The sequence below is a fragment of the Mesorhizobium sp. M4A.F.Ca.ET.022.05.2.1 genome (genome assembly GCF_003998845.1).
Lineage (GTDB): Bacteria > Pseudomonadota > Alphaproteobacteria > Rhizobiales > Rhizobiaceae > Mesorhizobium.
On sequence record NZ_RZOJ01000176.1, the window covers coordinates 1 to 11,290 of the forward strand.

The following is an 11,290-nucleotide window of genomic DNA, read 5'->3' on the forward strand; positions in this document are numbered from 1 at the left end:
TATCTGGGACGTGCCTGCCGGCGGTCATTCCTTGCCGACATATTCGCTGATCAGCTTTTCGTTGCGCGCCTTTTCGATCTTGGCAGTCGTCTCGGCGGCGACGCGCTCGTCGGTGCGGTATTTGACGAGGTTGACCAGGCTGCCGGTGAGCAAGAGCACGCCCATGCCCCAATAGCCCTTGGTCGACAGGTCGACCGGAGCGAGCCACAGCGACAGGCCAAGCATGAAATAGGCGATGCCGACCGAGATGGTGTTGAACATGATGTAGGTCTGATTGGCGTTCATTGTCGTTGTCCCTTTGGTTGGTGAGGTAGGTTTCGTGGATCAGTGCGTGGATTTCAGGCGCTCGAGCACGTCCTGTGCCCGGACCTTGGTCGAGGGGCCGTGGCCTGCCTCCTCCAGCTTGCCGCGGATGGCTTCCTGGCTGAGGCCGGCATCGATCTCGTCGAGGATGCTGGCTTCCTCGAACGGGTCGCTGCGCTCCCGGATGCGGGCGAGCAGCGCCTCTGCCTCGTTGAGGCTGGCTGTCCGGCCGATGGAACGGTTGAGGCGGCGCTGCGCCTTCTGCTCGGCGTCGATGGCACGCGCCGAAATCATGCCCTGGTTGAGGTCGACGATGCGTCGGTGCGCCTGTTCCAGCGACAGGCGCATGCGCAAGGTCTTCTCGGTCAGGCTGTGCACGGTGCCGCGGCGGACCTCGCGTTCGTTCTCCAGTTCGGCGATGGCGGAAGCGCCATCGTGGGCGAGGGCCCCGGCTCCCGCGGCAAGGGCGCTGCGGGTGCGCGTCTCCAGATCGGCGATGCGGCGGTCGAGTTGGTCGAGGCTCGCCTGTTCGGCACGCTGACGCACGATCAGTGAAGCGAGCGTCTGCTTGGCGCAGGCGAGGCCGGCTTCGGCATCACGAATGCGCTGGGCGAGAAGGTCGACGGCGAACTGGTCCTTCAGCCGGTCCTCGGCCTTGGTGCCGGCGCCGTCCAGCAATGTCCTGATAAGACTGAGCATTTGTTCGTTCTCCCTTTATGAACGCTGTTCACAAAAGGAATGTAGCAGAAGATGAACATTGTTCAAGGTGCTTTTTGAACGCTGTTCATGCAGAATGGATTATGGTAAACCGGCATACGTTGCCGCGCCCGAGAGGCGGCGGAGAATGCGGAGACACGGTTTGGCACTGGACAAGGAAGAGATGAGCGAGCGCGTCATCGCCATCGCGGAGAATCTGATCGAAGCCGGCGGGGCGGAGAACCTGAAGGCCAGGACCATCGCCACCGAGGCCGGCATCGCGGTCGGCTCCATATACAATCTGTTCCGGGATATCGACGACCTGCATCGCGCCGTGAACATGCGGCTGCTCGATCGGCTGGGTGAAGCCGGCGCCGCAGCGATGGCCGAACTCAAAAAGGCGGGGGTGACCGACACGCGGCAATGCCTGCTGGCGCTGGCGCGCGCCTATGCCGGCTTCGTGGAGGCGCATCCGGCGAGCTGGCCGGCCTTGCTTGCCTTCAACCGCCGCCAGCCGGCGCATGCGGAGCCGGACGCCTATGAGGCGCGGCTCAGCGAACTGCTGCAGATCATCGCCAGGGTACTCGCCGACGGCCGCTTCGGCCTCGACGAAAACCGCCTGCGGATCGCCGCCCGCACCTTGTGGTCAAGCGTGCATGGCATCGTCACCAGCGGCTATGCCGCGAATTCCGCCGGGCGCCAGGCGGACGAGACTTGGGAGCAGATCGAGCTCCTGGTCGCCGTCTTCATCAAGGGGCTGGAACGGGGCGGGACATTGGATCATGCTGGCGCGGCACCGTCGTGACGCCTAAATGCGATAATGAGAACCGGCGCAGGCATTTTGCGCCGAGGTGAAAGTGGAGATTTGAACCATGTCTTTTCTGAAAAAGCTTTTCGGCGGTGGCGGCGGCGATGCGGGCGAACCCAAGAGCGCGGCGCCGGCAAAGCAGGTCGAGCACAAGGGTTTCCTGATCAGCGCCACGCCCTACAAGGCCGACGGCCAGTACCAGACCTGCGGCGTGGTCTCGAAGGAAATCGACGGCGTGACGAAGGAACACCGTTTCATCCGCGCCGACCGTTTCGCCGGCCTGGACGATGCCGTCGACATCTCGATCAAGAAAGGCATCCAACTGGTCGACGAGCAGGGCGAGCGAATCTTCGGCTAGGACTATCATTGCTACAGCCTCGGGTCGATCGGCTCGCTTTCCAGTGCCAGCACGCCGAACACACACTCGTGTACCCGCCGCAGCGGTTCCTTTGCCACAAACCGCTTCAGCGCCTCGTGACCGAGAGCGAACTCCCTGAGCGCCAGACTGCGCTTGCCGCCCAGCCCACGTTCCCGCAGGCGAACGAGGTTATCCTGCGCATCGTATTCGGGGCCGTAGATGATGCGCAGATACTCCCGGCCGCGCACCTTCAACGCCGGCTGGATCAGCCCCTTTTTGCCGCGGCTCACGAAGTCGCGCGGCTTGACGACCATGCCTTCCCCGCCCGAACCGGTCAGCGCCTCCCACCAAGCGATCGTTTCCGCGCACGCATTGGCGTCGGCCAGATCGAGCGTACGCCACCGCGTGCCGGTCACCACGCCATCGTCGGCAGTCAGACGGGCCGCAAGCGTCATGTGCCAGACGTGGTCCTTGTCGAACCAGACATGTCCTTCGCTGGCGAGTAGGTGGAACGGCGCGACCTTCAGGTCGTCTATGCCAGTGACCAGCCATACGTAAGGTGCCCAGGCGGTGGCGTATTTGGCCGCGCGCGCGGCCCGGTCATCGAACCGGGCATTCAGGCCGGCGGCATCGACGCCGCGCGCCAATGCCCGGGCCAACGCCTCGCGGCTCGCCTGGAAGCCGGCGGCCGAGGAGGTCGCCACCGGCGCATACTGGCTTTCGATCAGGCTGCCGGCTTTGGCCGACCAGGGCATTATCTCGGCGTCCAGCAGCAGCCAGTCACTGCTCAGTTCGTTCCACAGGTCCGCCGCATCGACGCTCGCGCGAAGACGGGCGAGCAGGCCTTCCGTCATCTCGGCATCCTTGAAAAAGGAGCGCCCCGTCCGCGTCCAGATTGCGCCGGTCTCGTTTCCTGAAACACCGAAGCGTTCGCGCGCCGTCCGCGCGTTCCGGCAGAGCGCGATGACGGCCCGCGAACCCATATGCTTTTCCTCGCAAACGACCTCAGCGATGCCACGTTCGCGAAAGTGAGCGAAGGCTTCCTCGGGACGCTCCAGCCAGCCGCTTTGGTTGCTGGTCTCGGACGGCGACATCGTCGGCGGCAGATACACCAGCCACTGCGGCGTCAGCGCGAAGCGGCTCATCACCTCCAGTGCCGCCGACGCGTTCTCCTCGGCCACGACGATCCGGCCCCTTAGTTCGGTCTCGATCCAGCGGCGACCCGAGACGTCCTGATAGTCGAGCACGCCGTCGGCGTCGGCCTGGGCCGATTTGCCGGGATCGGATCCACCCAAAGGGCGTATCGGTTCGGACCAGACCTGGATTGCCGGCACCTCGACAAGTTCGCGCTCCGGCCAGCGCAAGGCCGTCAGCTTGCCGCCGAAAACGCAGCCGGTGTCGATGCACAGGGTGTTGTTGAGCCATTCAGCCGACAGCATCGGCGTATGCCCGTAGATCACGGCCGTCTTGCCGCGATAGGCCGTGGCCCAGTCGGCACGGACGGGCAAGCCGAATTCGTCGATCTCGCCCGTGGTCTCGCCATAGAGAGCGAATTCTCGCACGGCGCCCGAACCACGTCCGATCATCTCTTCCTTGAGGCCGGCGTGGGCAACCGCCAGGCGTCCACCGTCCAGCCAGACGTGGCTGCGCAGACCGTCAAGGAAAGCCGGCAGAGCCTCTCGGAGGCCGCGATCCTGAGCATCCAACTGGTCGATGGTTTGCTGCAGGCCGTGGGCGACCGTGACCTTGCGGCCTTCCAGCCAGCGGCCGAGCTTGCGTTCGTGATTGCCCTGGACACAGTAGGCAGTGCCGGCCGCCACCATGCCCATGACGATGCGCAGCGCGTCGGGCGAGTTGGGACCGCGATCGACGATATCTCCGACAAAGACGGCCTTGCGTCCCTCCGGCGGGGTAACGACGACCGTTCGGTCGCCGCGATCCTCGGACCAGGCGACGCTGTAGCCGAGTTGGCCAAGCAGGGTCTGAAGTTCGTCGGCGCAGCCGTGGATGTCGCCAATGATGTCGAACGGACCGGAGTCGTCCCGCTTGTCGGTCCACAGCGGTTGGCGCGAGACCTTGGCGGCATCGACGCTGGCCTCGCTGCCAAGCTTCCAGACCTGGCGGAAGCCCTCGCGTTGCAGGCCGCCAAGACCCTTGCGGATCTCGGTCGTCATGCGTTGGGCCACACCGGCGCCGAATTGTCGGTCAGGTCGCGCTGCATTGCGCGCGATGCAGACGTCGACGCCTGGATCGATGACGACGGCGACTGGCAGAGCATGCCACTTGCGCGCCAATTCGATCCACGCCTTGCGGTCGGCTGCGCGCACGTTGGTGGCGTCGACAACTGCCAGCTTGCGATGCTTGAGTCGTTTGCCAACGATCTCGCGCATCAACTCGAAGGCGTCCGCCGAAACGTCCTGATTGGTCTCGTCGTCGGACACAAGCGCGCGGCAGCGATCCGAGGAGATGACTTCGGTCGGCAGGAAGTGCTTGGCGGCAAAGCTCGATTTGCCCGATCCGGTCGAGCCGATCAGCACCACCAGCGAGAAATCGGGAAGGGCGAGGTCGGTCTTGTCGAGCTCTCTCACCGCGTGAACACCGCCATTTGCGTGGGCGCGCCCAGGACGGCGTCAACAGCCCCGATACCGCTGAAGGCGGCGGCATAGCCATAGATCTTACCGATTTTGTCAGCCCAGGCTTCGAACTGCGCCCGGCTCCATTCGAAGCGATGGTCCGGGTGGCGGAAGTTGCCCGGGGCCAGGTTCGGAAACAGTGCGTTGTACTCCGCATTCGGAGTGGTGACGATCACGGATTTTGGCGCCGTCTCGCCAAAAACGATGCGTTCGATCAAGGGCAGCCTGTCTTGGTCGAGGTGCTCGATGACCTCGACCAGCACGGCGACGTCGGCCTCGGCCCAGCGGCCGTCTCGGTATGTCAGCGATCCATGCAACAGCGTGACCCGACCTTCGGGCGGTCCACCGAACTCGTTCAGCTTGAGACGCTTCGCAGCCCATTCCAGTTCGCGCACTGCGGGGTCGAGCCCGAACAGCTTGTGGACCCATCGCTCGCGCACGAGGCGATAGAGCAGCTTGCCTTCGCCGCATCCCAGATCGGCGATGACGGTTCCGCCGGTCGCCCGAATGGCATCGACCACCGCGTCCATGCGCAGGTCGTTCAGCCGAATAGGCACCTCCAGCGCTTCCTCGGGCGCGTCCCTGACTTCGGGGGGCAGTGCCTCGTCGGCCGTCTCGGGAGCGAGCCGCTCCAGGGCGATGCGGGCCAACGCACCGCGATTGCGCAGATAGCGGCGCACGATCAGGTCTTTGGCGGGATGGTTTTCCAGCCAGCCTTCACCCTTTGACAGCAGCTTGTCGATCTCGGCCTCGCCGACCCAGTAGTGCTTTGCGTCGTCCAACACAGGGATCAGGACATAGAGGTGGTTCAGCAAGCCGCTCAGCCGGCCTGTCCCGGTCAGCTTGAGATGACCGTATCGCCATTTGCCTGCCCGATGCCCGACATTCTCGATCGGCGTCAGATCGACGGTCCACCCCAAGGGCTCGAACAGGTCTCGAACCAGAGCCTCGCCACCATGCATCGGCAGCGGTGTCACCACGGCCTCCAGCGGCAACGCGCTTTCGGCCAGTTCCTGGCGCTCCTTTGAAATGCCGGTCATCGCGGTCCGCAGCATTTTGTTGAGCGCCACCGACAGGAAGGACGATGCCGCATATGGCCTGTCGTTTACATACTGGTCCAGCAGGCCTTCCGCCTGGCCCTTGCCCCGTACGAGCCCGATCGGGTCGACATCGAGGAGAAGTGCGGCCTCGCAACGCTCCTCGGTTGCCTCGGGATAGAACAACCACGCCTTTCCGAAGGCGAGCTCAGTCTCGTGCAGACGATCGGGATGCTTGTGCAGCAGGAAACCGAGGTCTGTGGCCGGACCATGTGTTGTAGCAACGGACAGGAACATCAGCGACCGATAGCGCAGACCGGCAGAATAACCAATGGCGTTGCACGGCTATCTACTGAGTCTGGACTGGGCGCAATGCCCTGGCCGAATGAGCAGGCACCACGGGCAAAAAAGGCAGGCGCCGCGCTGGCGCCTGCCTTTTTGCTTCGGTCGGGATGGCGTCGTGCGTTACGCCGCTGCCGCAACCTGCTTGCCGGCGGTTCCGGCCACCACCGCGTTGACCTTGGCAGACGCCTTGGCGATCGCGGCATCAACAGCGTCCGGGCCCATGCCGACGCCTTCGATGCGGATCACGTCGACATCGGTCATGCCGAGGAAGCCGAGCACGCCACGCAGATAGGGGATGGCGTGATCCATCTGCACGGCCGCGCCCTCGGAATAGATGCCGCCGGAAGCGAGCACGATATAGACCTTCTTGCCGTTGACGAGACCCTTCGGCCCGCCTTCGCCGTAGGAGAAGGTCTTTCCCGAACGGGCGACGTGATCGACCCACGACTTCAGGGTCGAGGAGATGCCGAAGTTGATGAAGCCGGTGGCGAGGATGATGGTGTCGGCGGCGAAGAGCTCGTCGAGTACCGCGTCGGAGACGCCGACGACTTCGGCCTGGCGCTGGCTGCGCGCCTCGGCGGGCGTGTAGATGCCGGTCGAATAGTCGGGATCGATATGCGGCAGCGGATTGGCGACGAGATCGCGCACGACAAGCGTGTTCGACGGATCGGCGGCAAGCAGCTTGTTGGCAAGCTCGGTGGCGATGCGGGTCGAGTGCGAGGCGGCGCCGCGCGGGCTCGAGGTGACAAGAAGAATGGACATTGCGGGGCTCTCCAGTGGGATTGAACTGTCCCGCTGAATATGGGTCGCTCGACTCATTCGAAAAACTGGTATATTTTCTATACGATCCATCCACAAAATAGATATAACGATGCAGCCCAATCCGACGCTCGACCAATTGCAGATCCTGGTGGCGGTTGCCGACACCGGCAGTTTCTCGGCCGCCGGCCGCAAGCTGAACCGGGCGCAATCCGTCATCAGCTATGGTATCGCCAACCTGGAGGCGCAGCTTGGGCTGAAACTGTTCGAGCGCGAGGGGACGCGCGAACCGCAACTGACCGATGTCGGACGGGCGATGCTCGAAGATGCGCGGCGCATGATCGGCGTGCTGCAGCGGATGCGCTCGCGGGTCGACGGCCATCACCAGGGACTGGAGGCCGAAGTTGCGCTGTCGGTCGATGCGGCGCTGCCGTCGCCGGTGCTGGTGCGGGTGCTGAAGGCGTTCGAGGCGCAGTTTCCGACCGTGATGCTGCGCCTGCATATCGGCACGCTTGGCGTCATTCCCGACCATGTGCTCAGCGGGCAGGCCGACCTCGGTATCGGCGGCATGCTGGGCGAGGTCGACGTCCACCTCGTGCGCATCGGCTTCATGTCGATCGTGCTGGCCGCCGCGCCCAGCCATCCACTGGCGCTGCTGCCGAAGCCTGTGACGCTCGAGGATGCGCGCGAACATACGCAGCTCGTCGTCACCGACCAGTCCGAGCGTACCAAGGGACGCGACTTTGGCGTCTTCGCCTACCGCACATGGCGGCTGACCGACATGCGCACCAAGCATATGCTGATGCGGGAGGGGCTTGGCTGGGGAGGCCTGCCGCGCTGGCTGATCGCCGACGATCTGGCAAGCGGCAGGCTGGTGGAGCTCGACCTCGAGGTCTTCAGGGAGGCGCGTTCGCCGCTTTTTGCCATGCATCGCAACGACAGCAGCCCGAAGCCGGCTGCGGCCTGGCTGATCGACCGGTTCAAACGAGGGCTCGGCTGCTTCAACGAGATGGAGCCGGGCGTGTGGACCGAGGAGGAGCCGGAGACAGACCGTCGATCAGCGCCATGAGCACGGCGCGGTAGTCGCCGCTCGATGCTCCCGCTTCGACGGCAAGCGCGGCGCGGTCGAAGGCAGCGGCGAGCAATGCGGTCAGCGGCTCGATTGGCAGTCTTGCCATGGACTGCTCGCGCATCGCCGCGACGAGGCCTTCGCGCAGCGAACGGTTGCCATGGCGGTTGTCGATCTCATCCATGGCGGATCGGCCGAGCACGGCAGGCCCGTCCAGCAGCAGCAGCCGAGTGCGGCCCGGCGCCCGCATCGCCGCCAGATAGGCGTCCGAGCCGGCGATCAGCGCGTCGCGGGCAGGGAGCGAGGCGGGCGAGGCGCGCTCGACCTCTTCGGCCACCGCGGCAGCCTCCTGCTCGACCACGGCGGCAAACAGCGCCTGCTTGTCGGCGAAATGGTGATAGAGCGCGCCGCGGGTGACGCCGGCGGCGGCGACGATCTCCGGCGTGCCGGTCTCGGCATAGGACTTTTCGGTGAACAGTTTTCGCGCGGCGTCGATCAGGTCGGCGCGCGTCGCCTCGGTGCGATCGCGATTGGAGCGGCGCGCGGATTCTCGTTGCATACATGCAGCCTGTATGTTAATTGCATTTACATGCAGACTGTATGTTGTTTGACGGGAGAAGGAAAGATGAAGACGACGAGCTACTATCCGGTGCTGATGACAGGCGACGTCGCCGGTACGAAAGAATTTTATGTCGAGCATTTCGCCTTCAAGCCGCTGTTCGAGAGCGACTGGTACGTGCATTTGCAGTCGGCCGAGGACCGACGCGTCAATCTCGGCATCGTGCACGGCGACCACGAAACGATCCCGGAGGAAGGACGGGGCCGCACATCAGGTTTGCTGATCAATTTCGAGGTTGGCGACCCCGACGCGGTCTATGAGCGTGTCGTGGCGGCCGGCCTTCCGATCCTTCGCTCGCTACGCGATGAACCGTTCGGCCAGCGCCATTTCATCACCAGCGACCCGAACGGCGTGCTGATCGACGTGATCAAGCCGATCCCATTGAGCCCGGAATTTCAGGCGCAGTTTGTGCAGGAAGTGGAGGGCGGCTGAATGGGGATAGCGGGAAAGCAGGCGCGTTGCGGGCTCCGCCGCCTGAGCGAACGTCTTGCCCCACCAGTGATGAACCATAGTCAGCGCGCTGATCTTCTCCCATCTGCGAAGCAAGGCGCCTGATGCGGTCAAAATCGCTTGTGATTTTCAAGTTACGGATGATCTTGGTGACGGATTCACTTTCCAGACGGCGCTAATCCTTGCGAAAATGCTTGTGGCCTGTTGTATTGATCAGCAATAGCGGTGTCGGGGACAGCTATGGCCGGTCAAGGAGAGAAATCCGATTCTATCTTGTATACCGACGAATTCGAGACGGTTCTGCGATCAGAGTATGACGCCATCCTCGCTCGCCGCAAGGCGCTTGGCGTGGATGCTTCAAAAGATGCTGGGGGTGGCAAGCCCGATTCCGTTGCCAAGGGTGATCCGGCCTGGCTGTTTGGCGTGGCGCTTTCGGGTGGCGGGATAAGATCGGCTTCGTTCTGCCTCGGCGCGCTTCAGGCACTCGATCAGTACAAGCTCATACCGCGGATCGACTATCTGTCGACGGTATCGGGCGGCGGCTACATCGGATCGGCGATGATCGCCGACATGACGCGCCAGGAACTCGAGCAAGCGAAAAGTCTGGAACTCGATCCAGCGAAGAAAAGCGAGGACGGGCCGCTCGATTTTCCCTTCGCCTCGGGCGACGACGTGCGCGACAACGCGTTGGTCGGCCACATCCGCGACAACAGCCGTTTCCTGGCGCCGCGCGGCTTCCAGGATATCACGCTGTCGATCGGCATTCTGATGCGCGGCTGGATGGTCAATGTCCTGCTGTTGCTGACGCTGATCCTGCCGTTGGCGACATTCGTCATCCTGACCAACCCGACCACCGATCATCTCGGGCACAGCATCGTGCTCGACGTCGCCAACTGGCTCTTCGGCGACGATTGGGGCAAGGCGGGATGGGCCGCCAGCCTGCGATCGCTGGTGGCCAACCCGTTCGTGCTCTCGCGGTCGATGATGGTGGTTCTCGCCGTCTGGCTGGTCGTGTGGGGATTGCGACGGTCCTATACCGACAGCTATGCCTTTGCGCGCAAAGGCGAGCGCCTGGAACAGGACAGTAGATGGGCCAAGGGCGGTCGCACCCTGCTGCTGGTCACCGCCGGCCTGCTCCTGATTGAAATTCAGCCCAAGATCATTCTGTGGCTGATCGAGGTGACCTCTCCGAAGGCTGGTCATCGGCAGACGACAATGGAGACGCTCAAGGCGCTGATCACGGCGGCGGCGGCCATCGTCACAGCCACCGCCGCCTTCAGGGGCATTCTGATTTCCTGGCTGCAGAAGGCCCTGAATTCGCCGGGGATCGGACACCAGCTGCGCGGCTATCTGGCGCGCGCGGCGTTTCTCGCACTCGGTCTCGCCCTGCCCCTGCTGATCTACGGCTTCTTTCTGTTGATCACGATCTGGGGCATCAAGATCTTTTCGCCGATCACGATCTGGGGCTTCGACGTGTCGTGGCTGTTTGGCCGCGACAGCGGCTATGCCTACGGTCCAGCCTGGCTGACGGCCGACAATCGCGTCCTGTTCACGATCCTTGTCATATCGATGGCGCTGTTTCTGGCGGCGCGAACCTTTGTGGTTCGTTATCTCGCGGACGATCTGGCCCCCGGCCGGCTCAGTGGCTTCTTTGGCGCGATGAGGCATGACTATAGCGGATCGGTGGTCATCAAGGTGCTGCTGCTTATTGCATGCTCAGCCATTTTCGCCGTGGCAGCCAGGATGGCGAAAGGTGTCTGGCAGCACGACGAATCCACCGTACTGCTCAACTATTTGGCCATCAGCGCCATCGTCACATTTGTGGCCTTTAACTTCACCGAGAACGCCAACGGGTTGCACCGCCTTTACCGTGACCGGCTTCGGCAGGCGTTTCGCCTCGGCGGCAGTGAAAATCAGGCGGACATCGCTCTGGACGCTCTCGGCTCGAAGGCGCCCTATCTATTGATAAACGGCACATTGAACGTGCGCCGCGCCAGGGATGCCGGGCAAGCGACCGAGCCTCCGAAGAGGTCCGTTCTCGTCCGCGCGATCCGCTGGGTGGGCGCCAAGGTTGCCGCAGCCATAAGGTTGAGGGCCTGGTGGGGCGGGCCGGATATCATTCTGCCGGGCCACCATCGGCCAATCGCGCCCCCACCTGCCGTGCAAGTCCACAGCCTTCCCGAGGCCGACCCGAGCAAGAGAGGGCGCAACGC

11 protein-coding genes are annotated in these 11,290 nt (G+C 63.7%); 5 read left to right on the forward strand and 6 right to left on the reverse strand.

What is annotated here, in order from left to right:
• Positions 1-24: 24 nt before the first annotated feature.
• Together EN745_RS19245 and EN745_RS19250 are read right to left on the reverse strand one after the other, a co-directional pair.
• Complete coding sequence (locus EN745_RS19245) at positions 25-285, reverse strand: YiaA/YiaB family inner membrane protein (protein ID WP_126058794.1); 261 nt, start codon at positions 283-285, stop codon at positions 25-27.
• Positions 286-324: 39 nt separating this feature from the next.
• Positions 325-1,002, reverse strand: a complete 678-nt coding sequence (locus EN745_RS19250) for a PspA/IM30 family protein (RefSeq protein WP_127422020.1) — start codon at positions 1,000-1,002, stop codon at positions 325-327.
• A 160-nt stretch (positions 1,003-1,162) separates the two neighbouring features.
• On the opposite strand from EN745_RS19250, the gene EN745_RS19255 reads away from it, so the two are divergent.
• Positions 1,163-1,804 (forward strand): TetR/AcrR family transcriptional regulator, encoded by a 642-nt coding sequence (locus EN745_RS19255; RefSeq protein WP_126058795.1) that lies wholly within the window; start codon positions 1,163-1,165, stop codon positions 1,802-1,804.
• 67 nt (positions 1,805-1,871) lie between these two features.
• Complete coding sequence (locus tag EN745_RS19260) at positions 1,872-2,165, forward strand: HlyU family transcriptional regulator (RefSeq protein ID WP_127422021.1); 294 nt, start codon at positions 1,872-1,874, stop codon at positions 2,163-2,165.
• An 11-nt stretch (positions 2,166-2,176) separates the two neighbouring features.
• On the opposite strand, the gene EN745_RS19265 is transcribed toward EN745_RS19260, so the two are convergent.
• The 3 genes from EN745_RS19265 to EN745_RS19275 form a co-directional block, all read right to left on the reverse strand.
• Complete coding sequence (locus tag EN745_RS19265) at positions 2,177-4,753, reverse strand: polynucleotide kinase-phosphatase (RefSeq protein WP_127422022.1); 2,577 nt, start codon at positions 4,751-4,753, stop codon at positions 2,177-2,179.
• Positions 4,750-6,132: a 3' terminal RNA ribose 2'-O-methyltransferase Hen1 gene (locus EN745_RS19270; RefSeq protein ID WP_127422023.1), complete on the reverse strand. Its 1,383-nt coding sequence runs from the start codon at positions 6,130-6,132 to the stop codon at positions 4,750-4,752. The genes EN745_RS19265 and EN745_RS19270 overlap by 4 nt, the downstream gene beginning before the upstream one ends.
• A 168-nt stretch (positions 6,133-6,300) precedes the next feature.
• Positions 6,301-6,942 (reverse strand): FMN-dependent NADH-azoreductase, encoded by a 642-nt coding sequence (locus tag EN745_RS19275; protein ID WP_127422024.1) that lies wholly within the window; start codon positions 6,940-6,942, stop codon positions 6,301-6,303.
• Between the two features lie 109 nt (positions 6,943-7,051).
• Here EN745_RS19275 and EN745_RS19280 point away from each other — a divergent pair, with 109 nt between their 5' ends.
• Positions 7,052-8,008: a LysR family transcriptional regulator gene (locus EN745_RS19280; RefSeq protein ID WP_126058799.1), complete on the forward strand. Its 957-nt coding sequence runs from the start codon at positions 7,052-7,054 to the stop codon at positions 8,006-8,008.
• On the opposite strand, the gene EN745_RS19285 is transcribed toward EN745_RS19280, so the two are convergent.
• A complete protein-coding gene (locus EN745_RS19285; protein WP_126058800.1) occupies positions 7,941-8,567 on the reverse strand; it encodes a TetR/AcrR family transcriptional regulator in 627 nt (208 codons plus the stop codon). The two genes, EN745_RS19280 and EN745_RS19285, sit on opposite strands and share 68 nt — an antisense overlap.
• Before the next feature lie 66 nt (positions 8,568-8,633).
• Here EN745_RS19285 and EN745_RS19290 point away from each other — a divergent pair, with 66 nt between their 5' ends.
• Both EN745_RS19290 and EN745_RS19295 read left to right on the forward strand, forming a co-directional pair.
• Positions 8,634-9,059: a VOC family protein gene (locus EN745_RS19290; RefSeq protein ID WP_127422025.1), complete on the forward strand. Its 426-nt coding sequence runs from the start codon at positions 8,634-8,636 to the stop codon at positions 9,057-9,059.
• A gap of 576 nt (positions 9,060-9,635) precedes the next feature.
• A partial coding sequence (locus tag EN745_RS19295; protein WP_348630968.1) for a hypothetical protein occupies positions 9,636-11,290 on the forward strand: 1,655 nt, incomplete at its 3' end.